20 protein-coding genes are annotated in these 23,544 nt (G+C 63.5%); 3 read left to right on the forward strand and 17 right to left on the reverse strand.

Features of this window, described 5'->3' with window-relative positions; translation table 11 throughout:
• Positions 1 to 3 precede the first annotated feature (3 nt).
• The 12 genes from FJ426_RS13385 to FJ426_RS13440 form a co-directional block, all read right to left on the reverse strand.
• Positions 4 to 1,554, reverse strand: coding sequence for a sodium:proton antiporter (locus FJ426_RS13385; RefSeq protein WP_140513695.1), 1,551 nt, complete (start codon positions 1,552 to 1,554; stop codon positions 4 to 6).
• A gap of 128 nt (positions 1,555 to 1,682) precedes the next feature.
• Positions 1,683 to 2,747 (reverse strand): ABC transporter ATP-binding protein, encoded by a 1,065-nt coding sequence (locus FJ426_RS13390; RefSeq protein WP_140560297.1) that lies wholly within the window; start codon positions 2,745 to 2,747, stop codon positions 1,683 to 1,685.
• Positions 2,748 to 2,763: 16 nt separating this feature from the next.
• Complete coding sequence (locus tag FJ426_RS13395; protein ID WP_140513696.1) at positions 2,764 to 3,555, reverse strand: ABC transporter permease; 792 nt, start codon at positions 3,553 to 3,555, stop codon at positions 2,764 to 2,766.
• Positions 3,552 to 4,466 (reverse strand): ABC transporter permease subunit, encoded by a 915-nt coding sequence (locus FJ426_RS13400; protein WP_140513697.1) that lies wholly within the window; start codon positions 4,464 to 4,466, stop codon positions 3,552 to 3,554. The genes FJ426_RS13395 and FJ426_RS13400 overlap by 4 nt, the downstream gene beginning before the upstream one ends.
• Before the next feature lie 63 nt (positions 4,467 to 4,529).
• On the reverse strand, positions 4,530 to 5,636 hold the full coding sequence (locus tag FJ426_RS13405; RefSeq protein ID WP_140560296.1) for an ABC transporter substrate-binding protein: 1,107 nt from the start codon (positions 5,634 to 5,636) through the stop codon (positions 4,530 to 4,532).
• A gap of 240 nt (positions 5,637 to 5,876) precedes the next feature.
• Positions 5,877 to 7,049: an iron-containing alcohol dehydrogenase gene (locus FJ426_RS13410; protein ID WP_140560295.1), complete on the reverse strand. Its 1,173-nt coding sequence runs from the start codon at positions 7,047 to 7,049 to the stop codon at positions 5,877 to 5,879.
• Between the two features lie 17 nt (positions 7,050 to 7,066).
• Positions 7,067 to 8,452, reverse strand: coding sequence for an aldehyde dehydrogenase family protein (locus FJ426_RS13415; protein ID WP_140560294.1), 1,386 nt, complete (start codon positions 8,450 to 8,452; stop codon positions 7,067 to 7,069).
• Positions 8,453 to 8,482: 30 nt separating this feature from the next.
• Complete coding sequence (locus FJ426_RS13420) at positions 8,483 to 8,887, reverse strand: type II toxin-antitoxin system VapC family toxin (protein ID WP_246675537.1); 405 nt, start codon at positions 8,885 to 8,887, stop codon at positions 8,483 to 8,485.
• An 8-nt stretch (positions 8,888 to 8,895) separates the two neighbouring features.
• On the reverse strand, positions 8,896 to 9,348 hold the full coding sequence (locus tag FJ426_RS13425; protein WP_140560293.1) for a hypothetical protein: 453 nt from the start codon (positions 9,346 to 9,348) through the stop codon (positions 8,896 to 8,898).
• A 61-nt stretch (positions 9,349 to 9,409) separates the two neighbouring features.
• Complete coding sequence (locus FJ426_RS13430; protein ID WP_140496308.1) at positions 9,410 to 10,780, reverse strand: glutamine synthetase family protein; 1,371 nt, start codon at positions 10,778 to 10,780, stop codon at positions 9,410 to 9,412.
• Between the two features lie 99 nt (positions 10,781 to 10,879).
• Positions 10,880 to 12,436: an amino acid permease gene (locus FJ426_RS13435; RefSeq protein WP_140496309.1), complete on the reverse strand. Its 1,557-nt coding sequence runs from the start codon at positions 12,434 to 12,436 to the stop codon at positions 10,880 to 10,882.
• Between the two features lie 19 nt (positions 12,437 to 12,455).
• A complete protein-coding gene (locus FJ426_RS13440) occupies positions 12,456 to 13,274 on the reverse strand; it encodes an N-formylglutamate amidohydrolase (protein WP_140560292.1) in 819 nt (272 codons plus the stop codon).
• A 144-nt stretch (positions 13,275 to 13,418) separates the two neighbouring features.
• Here FJ426_RS13440 and FJ426_RS13445 point away from each other — a divergent pair, with 144 nt between their 5' ends.
• The 3 genes from FJ426_RS13445 (at position 13,419) to FJ426_RS13455 (ending at position 18,809) form a co-directional block, all read left to right on the forward strand.
• Positions 13,419 to 14,243 (forward strand): MurR/RpiR family transcriptional regulator, encoded by an 825-nt coding sequence (locus tag FJ426_RS13445; RefSeq protein WP_140560291.1) that lies wholly within the window; start codon positions 13,419 to 13,421, stop codon positions 14,241 to 14,243.
• Positions 14,244 to 14,523: 280 nt separating this feature from the next.
• Positions 14,524 to 15,681, forward strand: a complete 1,158-nt coding sequence (locus FJ426_RS13450) for an efflux RND transporter periplasmic adaptor subunit (protein WP_140560290.1) — start codon at positions 14,524 to 14,526, stop codon at positions 15,679 to 15,681.
• Positions 15,678 to 18,809: an efflux RND transporter permease subunit gene (locus tag FJ426_RS13455; RefSeq protein ID WP_140560289.1), complete on the forward strand. Its 3,132-nt coding sequence runs from the start codon at positions 15,678 to 15,680 to the stop codon at positions 18,807 to 18,809. The genes FJ426_RS13450 and FJ426_RS13455 overlap by 4 nt, the downstream gene beginning before the upstream one ends.
• Before the next feature lie 55 nt (positions 18,810 to 18,864).
• On the opposite strand, the gene FJ426_RS13460 is transcribed toward FJ426_RS13455, so the two are convergent.
• The 5 genes from FJ426_RS13460 to FJ426_RS13480 form a co-directional block, all read right to left on the reverse strand.
• A complete protein-coding gene (locus FJ426_RS13460; protein ID WP_140560288.1) occupies positions 18,865 to 19,272 on the reverse strand; it encodes a GtrA family protein in 408 nt (135 codons plus the stop codon).
• Positions 19,269 to 20,090 (reverse strand): ChbG/HpnK family deacetylase, encoded by an 822-nt coding sequence (locus FJ426_RS13465; protein ID WP_140496315.1) that lies wholly within the window; start codon positions 20,088 to 20,090, stop codon positions 19,269 to 19,271. The genes FJ426_RS13460 and FJ426_RS13465 overlap by 4 nt, the downstream gene beginning before the upstream one ends.
• Positions 20,087 to 21,073: a glycosyltransferase family 2 protein gene (locus FJ426_RS13470; RefSeq protein ID WP_140560287.1), complete on the reverse strand. Its 987-nt coding sequence runs from the start codon at positions 21,071 to 21,073 to the stop codon at positions 20,087 to 20,089. The genes FJ426_RS13465 and FJ426_RS13470 overlap by 4 nt, the downstream gene beginning before the upstream one ends.
• Positions 21,066 to 22,232, reverse strand: coding sequence for a glycosyltransferase family 87 protein (locus tag FJ426_RS13475; RefSeq protein ID WP_140560286.1), 1,167 nt, complete (start codon positions 22,230 to 22,232; stop codon positions 21,066 to 21,068). Before FJ426_RS13475 ends, FJ426_RS13470 begins: the two co-directional genes overlap by 8 nt.
• Positions 22,233 to 22,460: 228 nt before the next feature.
• Complete coding sequence (locus FJ426_RS13480; protein ID WP_140560285.1) at positions 22,461 to 23,498, reverse strand: zinc-binding dehydrogenase; 1,038 nt, start codon at positions 23,496 to 23,498, stop codon at positions 22,461 to 22,463.
• Positions 23,499 to 23,544 lie beyond the last annotated feature (46 nt).

The following is a 23,544-nucleotide window of genomic DNA, read 5'->3' on the forward strand; positions in this document are numbered from 1 at the left end:
CGCCTAGGTCGTCAGCGGCTGGAACCGTCCCGCCGGGGAAGCCGCCAGCTCCGACCAGTCGATTTCTTCCTCCAGCCGGTGATAGGCCTCGTCACCGATCGTCCCGTTGCGGCGAAGTTCTTCCAGCGCGTCGCGCTGGCGCTTGATGGCATAGAGCCGAAGCCGGTCGTACTCGGTTGCTGCCTGGGCGTCGTCGGGGTTCTTGGCGACCTTGCGCTGTGCGGCATACTGCTCGCGCACCGCCGCCGCCGCGGTCGAGGTCTTGCCGCTCAATATGTCGAGGGCCGCCTGCATGATGGCGACACGGGCCTGCGCGACCTCGCGGTCTATGGTCTCGTCCGGTTCGAGACGAAGCAGGCGCAGCAACGGCTTCAGGCTCATGCCTTGCAGGACAAGCGTGCCCAGCACCACGCAAAAGGCGGTGAGCACGATCGGATCGCGGCCGGGGAAGTCCGCCGGCAATGCGAAGGCAGCCGCCAGCGTCACCAGGCCGCGCATGCCGCACCAGCCGATCAGCACCCCGCCGCGAAACGACGGCACCTCTTGCCGCTGCTCCGCATTGCCGAAGCGGGCAAGCCATCGGATCACGGCGCCGCAGCCCAGCACCCAGGCAAGGCGGGAAACGATGACGACCGCCAGGATCGTCCCTGCAAACAGGAACGCCTCGGACTGTCCCTGCTCGGCCAGGCGACCGACGATCAGCCGCGCCTGCAGGCCCATCAGCACGAAAGCCAGCACGTTAAGCACGAACACCGCCGTCTCCCAGACGGAATAGGAGCTGACGCGCTTTCTGGCCGACATGCGCCGCGGTGCGGTGCGCGCGATGGTCATGGCATAGACGACGATGGTGATGATGGCCGAGAGCCCCAGCCTGTCAGCCAGGATCCAGACGCCGAACGTCCCGGCGAACTGCACGACGGTGCCGCTCGCCGCATCTTCGATACGTCCAAGCATCGCCTGGGACAGGCGGCCGAGCAGATAGCCCGCGGCCAGGCTGCCGATGGTCGACAGCAGGACCATCGGAACGGCACTGCCCAAAAGAACGGGACCGGCGGCGGCAGTGATCGCGATGCGATAGATCAAAAGCGCGGTGGCGTCATTGAGCAGGCTTTCGCCCTGAAGGATGGCCGTGATGCGGTGCGGCACCTTGAACTGCCCGAGCACGGCGCTCGCGGCAACCGCGTCCGGCGGCGCCACGATGGCGCCAAGGGCTATGGCGGCAGCGATCGGCAGGCCGGCCATTTTCCAGCCGACCAGTGCCACGACGGCGGTCGTGAAAACGACCGCGCCAAGCGCCAGCAGCACAAGCGGCAGCCTGTAGCGGTTAAGATCGCGCAGCGATGTGTCGTAGGCCGCGTCGAGCAGCACCGGCGCAATGAACAGCGCAAGCGCCAGTTCCGGATCGATCTCGATCGTCGGCGCGCCGGGCAGGAAGCCAAGGCCGGCGCCCGCCAGCGCCAGCAAGGCGGGGTAAGGAACCTGCAGGCGCCGCGACAGCGCCGTCAGCGCAACGGCGATCAGCAGGAGGACAAGGGTGAGCTCAAATAGCGCCATGGCTCATCGTAGCGGCGAAGCGGAGCTCTTGGCAGTGGCAAAGCGGCAGGATGCTGTTGATTGTCCAATAGGAGTGCATCGTCCGGCAACTGGACCGGTGGCCGGATCGGCAGGGCGCTTCGGCCGCGTCAGTGCAGCACCAGCAGGTCGCCCGACGAGAAGGAAATCTCCGCCTTCTCGCCGACGGCCGGCGGTGGCGTCGTCGAACTGTTGAACGTGTCGAGCGAAACGGTGTTGCCGCCGATGCCGACCCGGACCCGGATCACCGAGCCGAGAAAGTGCACTTCGGAAATCTCGCCGGACAGGCTTGAATCGCGGCCGGGCTGGCGGCCGAGCGAAATGGCTTCTGGCCGCAGCGCCAATGACAGCGTATCGCCGGACTTCGAGCCGTTGAGCCTGCCCTTGAGCGAGACTTCCTCGGTGTTGACACGGACCTTGCCCAACGCCGCGTCGGTGACGGTGCCTTCCAGCACGTTCAGCGTGCCGACGAAATTGGCGACGAACTTGGTTGCCGGCCGGTTGTAGATCTCGAACGGCGTGCCGACCTGCTCGGCCTTGCCGCCATACATCACCGCGATGCGGTCGGAGATCGACAGCGCCTCTTCCTGGTCATGGGTGACGAAGATGGTGGTGATGCCGAGCTTCTTCTGGATCGAGCGGATTTCCTCGCGCAGCGAGACGCGCACCTTGGCATCAAGCGCCGACAGCGGCTCGTCGAGCAGCAAGAGCTTCGGCTTCGGTGCGATGGCGCGGGCCAGCGCGATGCGCTGCTGCTGGCCGCCCGAGAGCTGATAAGGATAGCGGTCGGCCATCTGCGGCAGCTTGATGATGCCCAGCATTTCGGCGACACGGGCATCGATATCCGCCCTGGACATGCCGGCGACTTTCAGTCCGAAGCCGATGTTCTGCGCCACGGTCAGGTTCGGGAACAGCGCATAGGCCTGGAACACCATGCCGACATTGCGCTGGTTCGGCTTCAACCTGGTGATGTCCTTGCTGCCGACGACGATCTTGCCGGCCGACGGCTCCTCGAAGCCGGCGACCATGCGCAGCACCGTCGTCTTGCCGCAGCCTGACGGGCCGAGGAATGAGACGAACTCGCCCGGTTCGACGTCGAGATTGAAATCCTCGACAACGGTGGTGGCGCCGAAGGATTTTCGCACATGCTGGATGGAGAGGAATGGCTCGGCCATGGCTTTTTCTTTCGGGTCAGTTCGGACGATTAGCCGATTTCGGCGCGAAGCGCGACAGGATCTGGATCAGCGACATGCAGCCCCAGGTGATGACGAAGGCGATGATGGCAAGGGCCGCCGGCTCATAGGCGCGGTTGGCTCCGACATTCTGCAAATAGGGGCCGAAAGCCGGCCGGTTCAGCAGGCTCGCCATCGTGAACTCGCCGATGACGATGGCGAATGTCAGGAAGGCGCCGGACAACACCGCAATCAGCACATTGGGAAGGATGACGCGGGTGATGATCGTGCCCCAGCCGGCTCCGAGGATCTGGGCCGCTTCCGTCAACGTCCGCACGTCGATGGTTCTGAGCCCCGTATCGACGGCACGATACATATAGGGCAGCGCCAAGGTCGCATAGCCGATGACCAGCAAGGCATTGGTTCCCATATCGGACCCGAGGAACGGCAAGGGTGAATTCGAGCCGTACATCCTGATATAGCCGAAGACGATGACGATGGCCGGAATGACCAACGGCAAAAGCGTGATGAACTCGACGATCGGCCTGAGCTGCGGCAGCCGCAATCGGATCCAGTAGGCTGCCGGCACCACGATCAGCACACCCAGAATGATGGTGAAGATGGCGGCGACCACCGAATACAGGAAGGTCGCCTGGAAACGCGCGTCGCCGAGCACGATCCGGTAGGCGTCGAAGGAATAGGCGCCGCGCCGCATGCGCATGGAAAATTCCACCGTCGCGATCAACGGGATGAAGAAATAGGCCGCGCCGAGGATGAAGACCACCCAGGCCCAGAATCTGCCCGACTTCATTTCAGCCACCTCTCGGAACGGGTCCGGAACCAGATGTAGAAGACATTGGCCAGGCCGGTGATGACGATCATGCCGAAGGCGATCGCGTAGCCGAGATGGGCATTGTGCAGCACGTCGCCGCGGATTTGCGCGTAGAGCAGGATCGGCACGATGTTGAGCGACGAGCCGGTCAGCGCATAGGCGGTGGCGATCGCCCCGAAGGCGTTGGCGAAAAGCAGGATCACGGTGCCGAGAAAACTCGGCCAGATCACAGGGATGACCACGATGCGCCAATATTGCGCGGTGGTCGCGCCAAGCGTGGCGGCAGCTTCACCCCATTCCTTCTTCAAGCCATCGATTGCCGGCGTGATGATGACCACCATCAGCGGTATCTGGAAATAGACATAGGTCAGCGTCAGGCCCCAGAAGGACAGGATGTTGAAGCCGTGGGCATAGATGTTGAGGCCGAACACGGTGTTCAGGATCACCGTGGCAAGACCGAGCCGGCCGAGCGTGGCGAGGAAGGCGAAGGCCAGCGGCACGCCGGCGAAATTGGAGGCGACGCCGGAAAAAGTCAGGGTGGCCGAGCGTATCCAGTCCGGCAGCCCGCCGCGCACGATGGCGATGGCGATGGCCAGGCCCGCGAAAGCGCCGATCAGCGCCGAGGCCAGGCTTACCTTGATCGATATCCAGTAAGCGGCAACGATCGACGGCTGCGCCAGAGCGACAATGTTCTCGAGCGTGAACTCGCCGGCATCATTCTGGAATGCGCCCAGCATCAGATAAAGCGTGGGCAAAATCAGGAACATGATGGCGAAGATGAAGAACGGAGCGACGCCTAGCCATTGCGTCGGCAATCGCAACGCGCGTGCCTCCGCGGGCGGCGCGGTCTTGCCTGCGGTATCGTGACTGGAAAGCGAGAGATCGGTCATGCGCCGGCTACCGTCTTCGAGGGGGAACCGGGCGGCCGCGAAGCCGCCCGGTGGATTCAACTGTTACTTGACGTTGGCACCGACAACGGAGTCCCAGTTCTTGGTGACGGCTTCCTTGGCCTTGCCCTGCTCGTCCAGCGTCGGGAACACCGCCGAAGCATAGGCTTCCGCCGGCGGCAGCTTGGCCAGGACGTCCGCCGGGATCTTGCCGTTCTTGGCGAGATCGTTGAAGCGGATCGGGTGGCAATAGCCCTTGAGCCAGCCGATCTGGCCTTCGTCTGAATAGAGGTATTCCATCCAGAGCTTGGCTGCGTTCGGATGCGGCGCATAGGCGCTGATCGCCTGCACGTAGACGCCGGCGACGACGCCGGTCTTCGGCACGACGACGTCGACCGGCGGGTTGCCCTTCAGCGTGTCACGGCCGGCGAGCGCGTTGTAGTCCCAGTTGATCAGAATCGGGGTCTGACCCTGGGCGAGTGTCGCCGGCTTGCCGATGACCGGTACGAAGTTGCCGGCGGCATTGAGCTTCTTGAAGAAGTCGAGGCCGGCGGTGCCCGCGGCTTCGCCAGCCGCGGCTCCACTCGAAAGGCCAGCGGCATAGACCGCCTGGATGGCCTGGTTCGAAGCGCGCGGATCACCGGCGAGAGCCACCGAATTGGCGAATTCCGGCTTCAGCAGATCGGCCCAGTCCTTCGGCGATTCCTTGACCAGATCCTTGTTCACCATCATCGCCAGAACGCCGTAGTAATCACCGTACCAGGCGCCGTCGGCATCCTTGGCGCTGTCGGGGATCGAGTCCCAGGTCGACACCTTGTAGGGCATCAGCAGGCCGTCGGCCTTGGCGGTCGGGCCGAAGGACAGGCCGACGTCGATGACGTCGGGCGCCTGCGGACCCTTATTGTCCTTGTTGGCCTTGATCGCCTCGACCTCGTCGCCCGAGCCGGCGTCGGGGTTGAGCTCGTTGATGGTGATTTCCGGATATTTCGCCTTGAACCCCGCGATAACGTCGCCGTAACCGCACCAGTCATGCGGCAAAGCGATGGTGGTGAGCTGGCCTTCCGTCTTCGCGGCCTTGGCGAGATCGTCCAGCGGAGCCGCGGACGAAATCACCGTCGACGCAAACAGCGCCGCGGCCGAAAGGGAAAGCACTTTCCCCGTGAATTTGAACATGTGTTCTCTCCGTTGAACTGACGCCGTTGGACGCCTGCGATGCGGTATCGTTTTCGTGTGACAGCCAGATGAAAGCTTTATGAAACCCCACCGCTGGCAGCACGAAAGTTAACTCCTTTTAATCGACTGTAGCAATTAGCCATCACTTAATTTTCCGGCTAATTACTTTTTGCTTTGCACTTCACCCTTTCCCCTTGGTTGCCCCTGATTTTCCAGATCAATTGTACCCTTAAAGCGGTATCACACCGTCCCGGCGATTGCATTTTCGAGCAGCGTCAGCGCTGCTTTCTTGGTCAGCTTGACCGGGTTGCCGCCGGCTGTCGGATCGACCACCGCCATATCGGCGATCAAGGCCTTGCGCTTCTTGTCCATGTCGAGCCCCTTGATCAGGCCTGGCAGCGCATGCGGCACCTTCAATTCCTTGCGAAGCTTGATGACAGCCTTGGCGAAGCCGTCGAAGCCGCCTCTTATGCCGCAATAGGCGGCGAGCCGCGCGATGCGGTCCTCGATCGCCTCGCGATTGAAGGCGAGCACATAGGGCATGAAAACCGCATTGGTCATGCCGTGATGGGTGTCGTAGAGCGCCCCGATGGGATGCGACAGCGAATGGATCGCCCCCAGCCCCTTCTGGAAGGCTGCCGCGCCCATCGCCGCGGCGCTCATCATGTTGGCGCGGGCGACCAGATCCCTGCCGTTGGCATAGGCCTTTGGCAGGTTCTCGAAGACAAGCCTGATGCCTTCCACGGCGATGCCGTCGGCCATCGGATGATAGCCCGGCGCGCAATAAGCCTCGAGGCAATGGGCCAGCGCGTCCATGCCGGTGCCGGCGGTGATGAAGCCCGGCATGCCGACCGACAGCTCCGGATCGGCAATGACGATCGCCGGCAGCAGCTTCGGATGGAAGATGACCTTCTTGGTGTGGGTCGCCTCGTTGGTGATGACGCCGGCGCGGCCGACTTCGGAGCCGGTGCCGGCCGTGGTCGGCACCGCTATGATCGGCGCGATCGCATCCGAGTTGGCGCGCGTCCACCAGTCGCCGATGTCCTCGAAATCCCAGACCGGCCGCGTCTGTCCCGCCTGGAAGGCGATCAGCTTGCCGAGGTCGAGCGCCGAGCCGCCGCCGAAGGCAATGACGCCGTCATGCTTGCCCTTCTTGAACACCGCGATGCCGGCGGTGAGATTGGACTCGACCGGATTCGGCTTCACTTCGGAGAAAACGCCGTAGGGCACTTTTGCGTCATCGAGGATTTTCAGCGTCGAAGCGACGACCGGCAGTTTCGCCAGCCCCGGATCGGTGACGAAGAGCGGCCGCTTGATGCCGGTGGCGGCGAGCACCTCGGGCAATTCCTTGATGCGCCCGGCGCCGAAGCGAACGGTGGTGGGGTAGTTCCATTTGGAGATCAGCTTGGACATGTTTGTCTTTCAAAAAATCAGATGGCTTCGCGCAGGTGGAAGGATTTCGGCCGGGTCAGGTTGTCGTAGCCGATGGCGGACAAGCCGGCCCCCTTGCCGGTGTCCTTGACGCCGGTCCAGACCAGCGCCGGGTCGAGGTAGTCGCAGCGGTTCATGAACACCGTGCCGGTCTCGACGCGGTCGCCGATCGCCACCGCATGCTCGGTGTCGCGCGTCCAGATCGAGGCGGTCAGGCCGTAGGGGCTGTCGTTCATCAGCGCGATCGCCTCCTCGTCGTTGCGCACCTTCATGATGCCGACGATCGGGCCAAAACTTTCCTCGCGCATGACGCTCATCTGGTGGTCGACGTCGGTCAGGACTTCCGGCGCCAGATAGGGCGAGCCGGCATTGTCCTGAGCCACCTTCATGTTGATGTGCGCCTTGGCGCCCTTGCGCAGCGCCTCGGCCTTTTGCTCGCGAATCAGGTCGGCGAAACGAGCCTGCGCCATCGGCCCCATCGTCGTCGCCTGTTCGAGCGGGTTGCCGACGACATAGTGTTTCGTCTCGGCGATGAAGCCTGCGACGAATTCGTCATAGACCTTCTCATGCACATAGACGCGCTCGATGCCGCAGCAGCACTGGCCGGAATTGTAGAAGGCGCCATCGACCAGATTGGCGACTGCATGGTCAATCTTGGCGTCGGGCAGCACATAGGCAGGATCCTTGCCGCCAAGCTCCAACCCGAGCGTCATGAAGATGCCGGCCGCTGCCTTTTCGATGGCGCGGCCGCCGGCGACCGAGCCGGTGAAATTGACGTGGTCGATCTTGCCCGAGCCAAGCAATTTTTCTGTCTGCGCGTGGTTCAGCACGATGTTCTGGAACACGCCCTTGGGCAGGCCGGCTTTGTCGAAAGCCTGCTGGAAACGCTCGCCGACAAGCAGCGTCTGCGCGGCGTGTTTGAGGATGACGGTGTTGCCGGCCATCAGCGCCGGCACGATCGTGTTGACCGCGGTGAGGTAAGGATAGTTCCACGGCGCGATCACCATGACCACGCCGAGCGGATCCTTCTTCACATAGCGGCGGAACCCGTCCTTCGGATTGGAGGCCGGGACCGATTTCAGCGCCGCCTCGGCGATCTCGACCATATAGCTGGTGCGTTCCTTGACGCCGCCGAACTCGCCGCCATAGCGCACCGGACGCCCCATCTGCCAGGCAATCTCCGGCACGATTTCGTCGGTCATGGCGACCAGCGTTTCGAGCATCGCCAGCATGTACTTGCCGCGCTCGACGATCGGCGTCCCGGCCCACTTCTCCTGCGCCGCTTTGGCGCGCTCGACAGCGGCATTGACCGCCTGGTCAGTGGCGATCGGACGCTCGGCATAGACCGAACCATCGATAGGGGATTTGAGTTTCACGATTTCCAAGAAGATGTCTCCATATCGAAAGGCAAAGCGTCAGCAGGCAAGGGCGCGAACATGCCCCGCTCTCGCATAATCCAGTATCGACTGATCGCGCGTCACGAGCGTCAGATCGAACGCCCGTGCCGTCGCGATCAATATTCTATCTGCCGGATCGCCGTGAAGCGATCCGGGCAAGAAGGACGATTCAATCAATAAGCCCGGCGAAAGAGCCTCTACCTTGATGCCTGGCGTGGCGATCACTTCCCCAAAAATGCTTGTTGGCGACTTTGCTGCCGCCAATCGGCCGTTGGCGCTCAGCAGGCCCAATTCCCAGGCCGATATGGGGGAAACCCGGATCTTCTCGTCAACAGCCGCGGCGGTATTGATCGCAGTCTTGGCTTCCGGCCTGATCGGCTCGTTCAGCGCTATCCATATGATCGCGCACGTGTCGAGCAGCAACCTATGCGTCACGGCTGCACATCAGGCTCAAAAGCCGGCCTAGTGTAATCATGCCCTGGGCAAAGCGTAACCTTGCCTGTCCATATGCCGAAAAGCGGATGGTCGATATTTTCCCGTGGACGTTCGTAGCTAGCCTGCGCTGGCTCCGCCATTCCCGGAGGAGTCTTGTCCATGGTAGCCATGTTCGGCTTTCGATAGCCCTCGGGCCATCCCTCCAGTTTAAAATCCACGCGTTCGTTCGCAAGGTCGACATGGGACGCCCGATAGTTTGCGCGCAACCAGGCGCGTGCCTGGCTGTGCCCGTTCGGGCTGTTCGCCCACCATTCCTGCCGCTGTCGCGCCGACGGTGGCAAGCGGCCGCCTATTACTTGCTCGATCTCCGCGAAGCTCATGGACATACGGCCTTGGCCCGAGAACAGAAGATGCTCGAAAAGCGGATGGTATTTGGTTCCTTCGGTCATCACATAATTCTAGTTCAATCCGCGTTTCCGATCAAGGTAAGGGTAGTAACTTACTATCTTTCTAGTATCGCTCGAACCCCCTGTGCAGTTCCCAATCCGTAATGCGGCGGTCGTATTCGAACTGCTCCCATTTGGCGGTGTGGACGTAGTGTTCGAGCACGTCCTCGCCGAGCGCCTGTTTCAGCATCTTGGACTTGGCCAGCGTGTCGGTGGCGTCGCGCAGCGTCTTCGGGATCTCCGGCAGGCGCGAGGCCTGATAGGCGTCGCCGACGAAGGGCTTTTGCAGCTCCAGCTTCTCGTCGATGCCGGCAAGGCCGGCGGCGATCAACGCCGCGAAGGCGAGATAGGGGTTCAAGTCGGCGCCGCCGATGCGGCATTCCATCCGGATGCCCTTGGTGCCTTCGCCGCACAGGCGGAAGCCGGCGGTGCGATTGTCTTCGCTCCACATGATCTTGGTCGGCGCGAACGTTCCGGCCTGGAAGCGCTTATAGGAATTGATGTAGGGCGCCAGGAACCAGGTGAACTCCTTGGCGTATTTAAGTTGGCCCGCCGCCCATTGCTGGCCGAGGCTCGACAGCGTCCAGTCGGCTTGTCTGTCGAAGAAAAGCGGCGTCTTGCCGTCGGCGCTCCAGAGCGAATTGTGGATGTGGCTGGAATTGCCGGCGAGCCCGTAATTGTACTTGGCCATGAAGGAAATCGCCTTGCCTTCGGATTCGGCGATCTCCTTAGCGCCGTTCTTCAGGATGACGTGGCGATCGGCCATGTCGAGGGCCTCGGCATAGCGCACATTGATCTCTTCCTGACCCGGCCCCCACTCGCCCTTCGAGTTCTCGATCGGGATGCCTGCCGCTTCCATCTCGTTGCGAAGCCGTCGCATGACGCCTTCTTCCTTGGTGGTGATGCCGATCTGATAGTCGCCGATATAGGGCGAGGCGGTGTCGAGGCCCTGCCAGTGCTTCTTGCGGGCGGAATCGTAGGTCTCGCTGAAGAGGTAGAATTCGAGCTCGGAGGCGAAATAGCCGATATAACCGCGCTCCGTCAGCCGCTTGACCTGCTTCTTCAGGATGGCGCGCGGGGAATGCGGCAGGTCGTCATGGGTGTGGTGATCGAGCACGTCGCAGATCACGAGCGCTGTCTTTTCCAGCCACGGAATGCGCCGCAGCGTCGCGAGGTCGGGCTTCATGACGAAATCGCCATAGCCCTTCGACCAGCTTGCCGCCTTATAGCCGGGCACCGGCTCCATATCGATGTCGGCGGCCAGGAGATAGTTGCAGCCATGCGTCTCGTCATGCGCGGAATCGACGAAGTACTGGGCCAGGAACCGTTTTCCCGCCAGCCGTCCCTGCATATCGACGATGCAGGCCAGCACCGTGTCGATCTCCCCGCCGGAAACCGCTTTCTTCAACTGATCGAACGAGAAATTTCCGGCCATTCCTTTGGCGCTCCAGTGCTTGTCATTTTGGGCTTGTCGATTTCGAAGGGTCGAAGCCATGGCCGGCGATGCGCGGGCCATGGCTGTGAGATGCTGGCCTCAGTGGCCGGTTTCGCCGACGGCCTGCTCAGCCGCCTTGATCGCCGCTTGGCGCGCCGCGATGATGTCGCCGAGCGGCGGACCCTGGAAGCGGTTGCGCTCGAAGGCAAACCAGACGATCGCGGTCAGGATGAAGAAGCCGACGGTGATGTAGAGCGCCCAGTCGTTCGGCGGCTGGATGCCAATGACGAAGATCAGGATCATCGACACGATCGACAGGACCGCAAACAGCATGAACACGCCGCGCCCCATGTTCCACGGTCCCATCTTGTCCCATTTGGGCGTGCCCCAGGCCAGCATGCCGAGCACGATCGGCACGGTGAAGGACAGGAACAGGAAGATGACGGTGCAGGAGACCACGATGGTGTAGGCCGAGGTGCCGGCGACCGAAACCAGCGTCGAACCCCAGACGAACAGCACCGACAGGATCGATGCCGTCCAGATCGCGGCCACCGGCGTGCGGTAGGTCGGGCTGACCTTGGCCAGTGCCGACGAACCCGGCAGGCCGCCGTCACGCGAGAAGGCGAAGATCATGCGCGAGGCTGAGGTGACGGTGGCGAGGCCGCACAGCAGCTGAGCGATGAACACGACGAGATAGACGAACTCCTTGAGGCCAGGGCTGACGCGCTGGTCGAAGGCCCAGAAGAACACGTTCCAACCTTGCTTGGCGGCATCGTCCATGTTCGGGATCATCAGCACGAAGGCGGCCAGGAACAGATAGCCGAAGACCGCCGACCAGATCACCGACATGACCATGGCGCGCGGCACCGAGCTGGCCGCCTTGATGGTCTCCTCGGAGGTATGCGCCGAGGCGTCGTAACCGGTGATGGTATAGATCGGCAGCAGGAGGCCGAGCGCGAACACCCAGGCATTCGAAACCGACGGCCAGACGCCGCCTCCGGCATCGCCGGAGTAGTTATGGAAGGTGAACAGCCGGCTGAAATCCCAGGTTTCGGCGGAAAGCAGGCAGACCACTGCGATCAGGATCGAGCCGAAGAAGATGAGGTAGCCCGAGAAGTCGGTGAGCTTGGCCGTCAGCTTGATGCCGAGATGGTTGATGAGCGCCTGGGCGCCGGTGATGATGACCAGAAAGATCATCTGGTTGGTCAGCGTGCCTTCGATGCCGAGCGCCGGTCCGAAGGCACCGATGAAGAATGTCCAGGTGCCGACATTGATGGCGCCGAGCACGGTGATCAGGCCGAGCAGGTTGAGCCAGGCCGTGACCCAGCCGGTGCCGCGGTTGCCCAGGATCGAGCCCCAATGATAGAGCCCGCCTGCCGTCGGATAGGCCGAGCTGATCTGCGACATGGCGACGGCGAACGTCAACGAGACGAAGCAGCCGACCAGCCAGCCGATGCCGATGCCGATGCCGCCGGCGCCCGACGTTGCCTGCGCCAGCGAATTGATGCCGCCCGACAGGATGCAGATGATGGAGAAGGAAACGGCGAAGTTCGAAAAGCGGCTGAGGCGCCGCTCCAGTTCCTGGGCGTAGCCCATGCTGTGGAGGACCTTGACGTCCTCCGCCTTGTCAACTTCGGTATATCCAGGTGCTGCCATTTTTAGTCCCCTTGCGTTCTCAGCTAGCCGATTGAACTGACTTTCCCGTTGCGTGTTCCCTGGCGCCTCTGGTCTCCTCGGGCTCCAGATCCGAAAAGATGCCTGTGAGCAAATCCGCCCATTTCCGCTGCCCGGTCTCGCCGGAGATTTCATCGTTGCGGATTTCGATCATCGCGCAGGGCAGCCCGCGCGGGCGCGCATGGCGTTCCAGCGTGAAATAGACGCGGTCGGCCGGCGAATAGGGTTCGTTGACGCCGACGGTGATGCCGGCAAGGTGCCGCAGCGCCGATATCAGCGGCGCTGCCAGCCGGCGGTCGTCATCGTGGATGATGCCGATATGCCAGGGCCGGTCTCGGCCTTTGTAGATCGGCGTGAAGGAATGCACCGATACCAGCCGCGTCTCCTGGCCGCGCGCCAGCCTGTCTTCGACAATATGCTCGATGGCGTTATGAAACGGCTGCCAGGACAGGGCGACCCGCGCCGCGCGCTGCTTTTCCGACAGGCCGGTGTTGCCCGGTATGGCTGTGGTTTCGCTGACCGGCGGCACCAGGTCCGGCGCGTCAAGCGGCCGGTTGCAGTCGATGACGAGACGCGAAATGCAGGTTTCGACCAGCGTCGCATCGAGCGCCTGCGCCATGCGCAACGCAACCGGCAGCGCGCCCGGGTCCCAGGCGATGTGACGCGACAGGTCCTCGGCGGTGAGGCCGAGCGTGCCGAATTCGGCGGGCACGAAATTGGAGGCGTGGTCGCAGGTGAGCACGAAGGGGCTCGATCCGCCCGGGTTGGTCACCCTTACGGCATCAGGCGATGCAAGGCTGGCGGGCCGTGCTTTCTCCATAGTCTGCGGTCCCCGGGGAGCGCTGTATCGTATGTTACGTATTTTGCCTCATTGCGTCCCTATGGATGATTTCATACAGTTTGCCCGGCTTTGTCAAATGCGATTTGGGGAAAACACCGTCGGCCGGGCCATGGGTGGGAAAAGATGATTTCCAGTATTGCCGAACTAATAGCCGACCGCATCGGCACGATGCCGGCCGGCGAGCGGCGAGCGGCCCAGACGCTGATAGCGAGCTATCCGATGATCGGTCTGAAGACTGTCGCCGAATTCTCGTCCGCGGCCGGCGTGTCCTCGCCGACGATCCTGCGTTTCGTCGCAAGGCTCGGCTTCCAGAACTATCCGGAGTTCCAGTCGAGCCTGCAGGACGAACTGGCGGCGCAATTGCAGTCCCCTGCGACCCGCACGCTCAATCCGCCCTTGCCCGGCGGCACGGCGTCGCCGATGCTGGAGGCAACGCTCGACAATATGCGCGAGACGTTCCGGCACCTGTCCGACCAGCAACTTGCCGACATCGCGTCCCGCCTCGCCGAGCGTCGCGGCAAGACATTCCTGATCGGCGGCCGCTTCACCGATCCGCTGGCGCGCTACATGGCCGCCCACCTCGCCATCATCCAGCCTGACGTCATTCACCTCGCCGGCCAGGAAAGCATGTGGCGCGACAGGCTGATCGACATGGGCAAGCGCGACGTGCTGGTCATTTTCGACATCAGGCGCTACCAGGACAGCCTCATCCGCTTCGCCGAGAAGGCGCATCAGCGTGGCGTGCAGATCGTGTTGTTCACCGACCAGTGGCTGTCGCCGATCGCCCGCTTCGCCCGTCACGTCATCGCCGGGCGAACCGCCGTGCCTTCGGCGTGGGACTCCTCGGCGGCGCTCTTCGTCGTCGCCGAAACGCTGATCGGTGCCGTCACAAGGCAACTCGAGGCCGACGGCGCCCGGCGCATCCGCGAGATGGAAGGCCTGCGTTGATGCAGCCCCGGGATACGTCTGGAACGATTTCGGTCCGAAACTGGCGTCGGGGCCGCATAGCCAGCGTTGTAATCTCGAAAGCCCGGCTCGAAGTGAACTAAAAAATCAAAACGGCACGAACACCGGCAACCTTACGCATATTTAATGTGCGCGGGCACTGAAGAATTGTCATAAAGGCACGATATCGGGGGCTTGCTTCTTGCCTTAGAATAGCCCCGCCGCGTCTGCTTATTTCGGGAAACCGGTGGACGGAAGGATTGTTTTGCCAACCGGAGTGCCGATGGCCGCCTGGAAACAGATACTTTTCGCCCTTGTGGTGCTGGTGGTGGCGGCTGCCGCCTGGCTGCGCTTTTTTCCGGGCGCGCCGGACGTGCTGGCGCGCTGGGGAATAGACTGGGCCTACGCGGCACCGCCTCCGGCTGAAACCGGCGCCGGCACGAAATCCGCTGGCGGCGGCGAGCGAGCCCGTCAGGTCAACGTCGTCGTCGTGCCCGCCATTTCCGCGACCATAAACGACCGGCTTCAGGCCATCGGCACCGGCCGCGCCAATGCGTCGGTGACGGTCAATCCCTACTCCTCCGGCCGTCTCGCCGAATTGCTGGTTTCGTCCGGCACCCATGTCGACAAGGGACAGGTCATCGCGACCCTCGATTCCGAGACCGAAGTGATCGCCCAGGACCGTGCCCGGCTCGCGCTTCAGGACGCACAGGCCAAGCTCGACCGGGTCAGGTCGCTGCGCGCCTCCAATGCGGCGACACCGGTCGCCGTCGCCGATGCCGAAGTGGTGCTGGCCGGTGCCAAGCTGGCGCTACAGGATGCGGAACTGGCACTGCACCGCCGGTCTGTTCTCGCCCCGATCTCCGGCACGGTCGGGATCCTGCCGATCTCCGCCGGCAATTATGTGACCAACCAGTCGGCGATCGCCACGCTCGACGACCGTTCCTCGATCCTTGTCGATTTCCTGGTGCCGGAACGCTTCGCGGCCGCCGTCAAGATCGGCGCGCAATTGTCGGCGACGCCGATCGCCAATCCCGGCAACAGCTATACCGGCACGGTTTCGGCCATCGACAACCACATCGACGAGAACAGCCGTACGCTTCTGGTCAAGGCGACGATCGCCAACCCGGCCGATTCGCTGCGCGCCGGCATGTCGTTCGCCATCACCATGAAATTCCCCGGCGAGACCTATCCCGCCGTCAGCCCGCTGGCGATCCTGTGGGGCTCGGAGGGCGCTTACGTCTGGGCGGTCGAGAACGGCAAGGCCAAGCGGGTGCCGGTGCGCATCATCCAGCGCAACACCGAAACCGTGTTGATCGACGCGGAACTGGACAGTGGCGACATGGTGGTGACCGAAGGCACCCAGAGCGTCAGCGAGGGAGGCGAAGTCCGCATCGCCCGCGGAGAGCAGCGCGCCGCGAACGCGGCCGAAGGCTCATGACCGGAGCCGTCAACGCCGCCAGCGAGACCGGCTTTACCGCCCTGTTCATCCGCAGGCCGGTCATGGCCCTGGTGCTGAATGTCCTCATCGCGGTCGCCGGCCTCGCCGCCTTCTATGGCGTCGAGATCCGCGAACTGCCTGATGTCGACCGCGCCGTCGTCACCGTTTCCACGACTTTCGAAGGCGCGGCGGCCGAAACGGTCGATCGCGAACTGACCGACACGATCGAGGGAGCTGTTGCCCGCGTTTCCGGCGTCAAGTCGATCTCTTCGACCTCCTCCTTCGGCTCGAGCCGCGTCACCATCGAATTCAACGACGGCGTCGACCTCAATGTCGGGGCCTCGGATGTGCGGGATGCCGTCGGCCGCGTCGCCAACCAGATGCCGGAGACGGCCGATCCGCCGCGCATCGTGAAGGCCGACGCCAACTCCGACCCCGTGATGCGCCTGGCCGTCACCTCCGACACCATGTCGGTTCAGGACATGACCGTCGTGGTCCAGGACCAGATCGAGGACGAACTGGCTGCCGTTCCAGGCGTCGCGGACGTCCAGGTCTATGGCGACCGCGACAAGATCTTCCGCATCGACGTCGATCAGAACAAGCTCGCCAGCCTGGGCTTCACCGTCGCCGACCTCAGGACCGCCCTTGCCTCGGTCGCCTTCGATTCACCCGCCGGCTCGATCACCACCACCAATCAGGACCTGATCGTTCGCACCACCGCCGATGTGACGACGCCGGAAGAATTCGAGAACATCATCATTGGCGGAACGACGCGCATCCGCGATGTCGCCACCGTCACGCTCGGCCCCGACATCGGCCAGACCACGTTGCGTTCGGACGGCAAGACCGGCATCGGCATCGGCATCATCCGCCAGGCGGAATCGAACACGCTGGACATCTCCACCGGCGTCAAGGCCGCGGTCGAGAAGTTGCAGGCAAACCTGCCGCAAGGCATGTCGATCAAGGTCACAAGCGACGACGCGGTGTTCGTCAACGGCGCCGTCCACGAGGTGGAGATCGCGCTCGCGCTTTCCGTCTCCATCGTGCTGATCGTCATCTATGCCTTTCTTCTCGACTGGCGCGCCACGCTCATTCCGGGCCTGTCGATGCCCGTCGCCATGATCGGCACCATTGCCGCAATCTATCTCGCTGGTTTTTCGATCAACATCCTGACGCTGCTGGCCCTGGTGCTGGCGACGGGGCTTGTCGTCGATGACGCGATCGTCGTTTTGGAAAACATCGTGCGGCGGCGCAATCAAGGCATGGGGCCGCGTGCCGCCGCCGTGCTCGGCGCACAGGAGGTGTTCTTCGCCGTCATCGCCACCACCCTGACGCTGGTTGCCGTCTTCGTGCCGATCTCCTTCCTGCCGGGCCAGACCGGCGGCCTGTTCCGCGAATTCGGCTTCGTGCTCGCCATGTCGGTGCTGTTGTCCTGCGTGGTCGCGCTGACGCTTTGCCCCATGCTTGCCTCGCGCATGCTGTCCACTGCCGCCCTCCACCACGAGGGCGGCAACGGCGTCGGCGCACGCATCGGCGGCGCGCTGAACGCGGCCTACCGGCGCAGCCTGCATGTCTGCCTCGACGCGCCGTGGATCGTGGTGCTGGTGGCGCTGCTGTTCGCCGGCACCGCATTCGCGCTGTTCGGCACCATCCGCCAGGAATTGACGCCGACCGAGGATCGCGCGGTCGTGCTGCTTCGCATCAGCGCCCCGCAAGGCGTCAGCCTCGACTACACGACGCAGCAGATGCAGAAGATCGAAAAACTGATCCAGCCGCTGCGTGATTCCGGCGAAATCGTCAGCACTTTCGAGAGCGCCGGCCAGAACGGCGCCTATAATTCAGGCTTCATGGTGATGACGCTGGCGCCCTGGGACGAGCGCAGCCGCAGCCAGCAGGAGATCATGGCCGAGATCAGCCAACTCACCCGCCAGGTGCCCAGTGTGCGTATCTTCCCGGTGCAGCCCAACAGCCTCGGCATCCGTGGCGCCGGCAACGGCCTGCAGTTCGCGCTGGTCGGCAACGACCGCAAGGCGCTCGGCGACGCGGCCGTCAAGATCATCGCCGAGATGCAGAAGGATCCGCGTTTCCAGACACCCCGTCTTTCCATCGACCCGACGCAACCGCAGCTCTCCGTCGCCATCGACCGCGAGCGCGCCTCCGATCTCGGCATCGACATCACCGGGCTGGCCAACACCATGCAGGCCATGCTCGACGGCAACGACGTCGTCGATGTCTACATCGCCGACCGCAGCTACGGGGTGAAGCTGGTTTCGACCACCAACCCGATCAACGATCCGACCGACCTGGAGAACGTCTTCCTAAAGACGGCTGACGGCCGTTTCGTGCCGATGTCGACCATAGCCACGCTGACCGAGCGTGCCGTGCCGCCTTCGCTGTCGCGCGAGCAGCAGCAGCCGTCGGTGGCGATCACGTCCAACCTCGGCGGCGATTTCGCCCTCGGCTCGGCCCTTACGCGCGCCGAGGAGATCGCAACGCCGCTTCTGCCGCCGGGCAGCCGCATCGTGCCATTGGCCGAGGCGGCGACGCTGGGTGAGACAAACAGCGCCATGGTCACCATCTTCGGTTTTGCCCTGGTCATCATCCTGCTGGTGCTTGCCGCGCAATTCGAGAGCTTCGTCAGCGCCATCATCATCATGGCGACAGTGCCGCTCGGCCTCGCCTGCGCCATCTTCGCGCTTCTGCTCTCGGGCACCAGCCTCAACGCCTACAGCCAGATAGGTCTGGTGCTGCTGGTCGGCGTCATGGCCAAGAACGGCATCCTGATCGTCGAATTCGCAAACCAGCTGCGCGATCGCGGACTGGGCGTGCGCGAGGCGATCGAACAGGCCTCGACCATTCGCTTGCGCCCGGTGATGATGACAATGATCTGCACCGTACTCGGCGGCGTGCCGCTGGTGCTGGCGGCGGGCGCCGGCGCCGAGGCCCGTATCGCGCTCGGCTGGGTGATCGTCGGCGGACTGGGGCTGGCCACCGTCTCGACGCTGTTCCTGACCCCCGTCGCCTATCTCTTGCTCGGCCGCTTCGTCACGCCGAAGACCCACGAGGAGGCGCGGCTGAAGCGCGAACTCGAGGAAGCCGCCTACACCGATGTGGAGCCGGCTGAATAGGGAAATTCCAGGAGACCGTGTAGCGGGTCCGGAATTTTCGTGGGGAAACAGCCTGCTATTTCAAGAGACGGCCCTCGATCGACCAGCGCGCGGCGAGGAAATTCAGCACCGCCGCCACAACCACCCCGCCGATCTTTGCCGGCCACACGCCGACGACGCCGGCGAACAGCGCGATCGCAAGGCTGGAGACACCAAGCGAAATCAGCGCGCCGAGCGAGGCGAAGCGAAGAAAGGCATGATGCAGCCGGATGGCCGGATCGCGCTCGAACGACCAGAAGCCGTTGGCCGCGAAGGAGAAGGTGACGGCAATGGACCAGGACGCAACGTTGGCGGGCAGCGGCGGCACGTGCAGCTTGAGCAGCAGAAAGAAACCGGCAAGGTCGATGGCCGTGTTCACCAGGCCGACAATGGCGAAGCGGATAATCTTATTGCCGGTCGAACGCCGGGACTGATCGGCACTCATGCTGTGCCGTCCATGATGCCGACACGCGCGCGAGCCAGGTTTGCGCCGAAATGATCGGAGGCGAGAACCGCGAATTCGACTTCGCGCACATCTTGCATCGGGTCGCGTGCACGCAACGTCTCGTCGACATGCCCGGGATGGCACATGAACAGTCCCTCTTCCGGCAGGCTTTCAACGGCGGTTTGCAGGGCGGGCGCGAACTTTTCCGGCTGCCGCCAGTCATAGATGCCGGCGAGCGGCGCCCTCACGGTGAAGCCGGCGCGCCGCATGGATCGGTTGAAACCAGTTGCCAGGGCGGCGATCGCCGCAATTTTCGATGCCGCCGCTCCGCTGCCGGCCAGTGCCGGCGCGCCGCGCAGCCACGGTCTGCCGGCATCTCCGGCGAAACGCCCCCGCAGCCATTTGCGCACGACAGGCAGGAAATGCACATGCTGGTGGCCGTCGATGAAATCGGGCCGGTGTCCGAGCGCCTCGACGAAGCGGCCAAATTGGGCGTCGAGCTCGGCATGGACGTCGCAGGTCTCGATGCTGCCGCGCAGGATCGGCAATGCCAGCGAGCGGAGCGGCGGCAGCCGGCCTTCCGGCGCCAGGCTCGACGGGCCGGTCACGGCCGGCTGGTCCGTCAAGGTCAGATGCAGGCCGACGGCGACCCGGCCGCACAGCGGCTTGATGCGTTCCGCCTCCCCCGGCCATTCCGCGAAACCGGTCATGCAACCGGTGCCCGTTAGCCGCCCGCGATCGAGCAGGTCGAGGATCGCCGCCGAGACGCCGGGCGCCAGGCCGTAATCGTCGGCGATCAGGCGGATGCCGCGCATCATGCCCCGGAAACGCCCGGCGCCGACCTGGCGGGAACATCGCTGCGCACGATATCGCGCACGATGTAGACCGGGCGATCCTTGCTTTCGCTGAGCGTGACCCAGACATATTCACCGATCAGCCCGAGAAGTGTCAGGTTGAGGCCGCCGAGCAACACCACGGCGACCAGCAGGCTCGGATAGCCTGGAACGGCAATGCCGTAGAACAGCACCTCGAAGAGCACTTTCGCGCCGTAGACCGCGCCGGCAAACGCCGCAAGCAGTCCGCTGAGGCTGATCAGGCGCAGCGGAATCACCGAAAAGGACGTAAATCCCTCTAGCGAAAAGGCGATCAGGTTGAGCCGGCTCCATTTTGACTTGCCGCTGGCACGGTTTTCCGGCGAATAGGATATGGCCTTCTGGCGGAAGCCGGCCCAGGCGAACAGGCCCTTGTTGAAGCGCCTTTTGTCGCGCAGGCTGGTCAATGCGCGCGCCACGGTGCCGCGCATGACGCGAAAGTCGCCTGCATTCTCGGGAATATCGAACCGCTGGCTGCTGTTGATCAGGCTGTAGAACAGTTTCGCCAACTGGCTGCGCCGCCAGCTTGCCCCGCGCCGGTCGTTCTGCGCGTAGACGACGTCGACGTCCGGATTCTCAGCCAGCTCGACGATCATCTTCAGGCTGGTCTCCAGGGAGTGCTGCAGATCCGCGTCCATGACAAGCACCATGTCGCCCCGCGAGTGGTCGAGGCCGGCGAGCACGGCGACCTCCTTGCCGAAATTGCGGCTGAGGCGCACGATTTCCCAGGATCCCGAAAGTGCCTGCGAAAACCGCCCGGCGCTATCGTCCCGGCTGCCGTCGTCGACCAGGATCTTGTGGACTTGCATGCCGAAGCGGCTCGACACCGCCGCCTCGAGCGCGTCGAGCAATGCCGCGAAAGCCGTCGCCGATTGGGCCTCGTTGAAGAACGGCGCCACGATATCGAGTGTCGGGCGCATCTCAGCCATGGGCGACAGGCTCCGCATTCACCAATTTTTGCCGCGCCTTGGCCCAGAACCACCATATCAGGAAGCAGGCGATGAAAGTGACCGTGATCGGCCGAAACCAGGGATAGAGAAAGTCATGCATGTGGCGCTCGACACCGGTCAAACCTGTCAGGAATAAAGTCATGGACAGCACGCAGGCCAGGACGCCACCTTTTTCTTCGCGCCACAACAGGGCAATGGCAAGGCCGGCGGGAACCGCGATCATCGCATAGGTGTTGGGCTCGACGCGCGGGTTGAAGACGCACATGTAGAAGGCGGCCGCCAGGAAGATCGCGAGTCCGGCCGCTCCTTGTTCGAGCTTGCGGTCGAACCAGAGCACGATCGAGAGCGTCAGCAGGCCGATCACGACGCGCACCGCCGTGGCAACCGAATCCGGAACGGGCAGCCCCATCTCGATAAAGGGCGCGGTGAAATCGGTAGGAACAAAATGGCTGGTCTTGTCGACGGCCATCGACGTCAGCATGCGGGCGAAATCGCCATACTGCTCGTTCAGGTAGCCGGCGGGAGCGAAAGCGTAGGGTATGGCGAGCACGAACAGCACTGCCAGCACAAGGGCCGGTATCAGCCGCGGGCGCAACGCCCCCACCAACAGCAGCATGATGATCGCGGTCGGCTTGGCCGTGATGGCAAGCGAGGCCCAAAAAAAGGTCTCCGCACGCCTTCCTTCCAGTGCCGACAGGGTCAAGAGCCAGCAGGCGCCGGTCAGCAGGATTGTCGCCTGGCCGTTGCGGATGGCGCCCAGTGTCATCGGTAAAGCGAGGAAGAGGCCGAAGGAAAGCAGCCAGGTCTGCTCCTGTCCGCCCAGCTTATGCACCTGCCGCGCCGCGGCAATGGTGAGAACGGCGAAACCGAGGGCATGCCAGACCAGCCCGCCAAGATGCGGTCCCAGATTCAAGAACGGAATATAGAGCGCGGCGAAGGCGGGCGCGTAAAGGTATCCCATCTCGGACTCGAGGTCGTAGAGCGGCCGGCCGGCGAGAAACTCCACACTGCCATATCTGTAGGCGTGCAATACGGTGCGTGCGTCGGGCGACCACAGGACAAGCCCAAGCACGACCGCGAATGCCCCAATCCACAGGCTAAGCCCCAGACGGTCGAAAACCGGCTTGGAAATCCTCATCAAGCACCCCACACCAATCTGGAACAGGCCCGGTCCAGCACTGTCCCAGCGTTCATTGGCGGCGGCATATCACGGACAAAGCGGGGTGGCATAGGGGGATCGAACGGCGCGGCCGCCGACGACATTGAACGATCGCAGCCAACAAACCACCCTCTTCCCGGCCCTCGAAGGTTATCGCAGCTGTGCTCTCGATGGACCGGAATACAGCTCAACCGCACACCCCCTGCCTTACGGCCGAATGAACACCTTGCCATTGGGCCTGGCCAGTTCCGCCGGCACGCGTGCCATCGCCTCGGCCAGCGGCACCACAGCCGTCACGTCGGTCGTCCAGCGCCCGTCGGAAAAGCGCTTCTGCGCCTCGAGGATCGCAGGACCGCGGCGGTCCTTATGCTGCCGCATCCATTCGCTCAGCCAGAAGCCCTCTATGTGCTTGTGCTGGAAAATCAGCTGGCCGGGTTCGCGGATGATCGTGGCTTCGGGATCGAGGCGTCCATAGATGATCCAGCGCGAGCGCTTCGGCATGGCGTTGAAGATGGCCGAGGCCAGTGGCCCGGTCACCGCATCGAGGAAGATGCGCGGCTGTTCGGCCTTTATAACTTCGCGCAGCGAGGCTTCGAAATCGGGAGACTTCTCGTTGAGCACATGGGCGGCGCCGATTTCCTTCAGCAGCGCGATCTGCTCGTCGCGGCGCACGGTGACGATAGGCCGGAATCCTTCCTCACTGGCCAGCCCGATGATCAGCTTGCAAAGCTGGCTGGCGCCGGCGGTCAGGATGAAGGCCCTTTCGCCCTCTCGGCTGACGATGTCGAACATGGCGATCGCGGTGAGCGGATTGACGATCATGGCAGCCCCATCCTCGTCGCGCACGGTGTCGAGGAGCGGAATGCAGGCGGCGGCTTCGGCAACGGCATAGTCGGCCCATGAGCCCCAATTGGAGAGCCCGGTGGCGAAGGCAACGCGCTTGCCGACGAGGCTCTTGGGATAGGGCTCGTCGCCGCCGGCAACGACCACGCCGACGCCTTCGAAGCCGGCCGGCCGGCCCTTGAGCCGCGGCTGGCCGTACTGGCCCTTGATGAAGGCGACATCGGACGGATTGATCGACGCAAGGCTGACCTTGATCAGCACTTGCGTCGGCCCAGGTGCCGGCACTGCGATACTGCCTGGCTTGAGATAGGGCTCCATCGCCTCCAGCACGCTGCCGCTCGGCGCCCTGGTGTAGCCGTCGCCGACCAGGAGCAGGGCCTTCATTTCGGAGGGTATGGCCATTGGTGGCTGCTCCTTGGTTGTCGACGCAAGACGATGAGATGCCGGC

It is taken from the genome of Mesorhizobium sp. B2-6-4 (assembly GCF_006441495.1).
Taxonomy (GTDB): Bacteria; Pseudomonadota; Alphaproteobacteria; order Rhizobiales; family Rhizobiaceae; genus Mesorhizobium.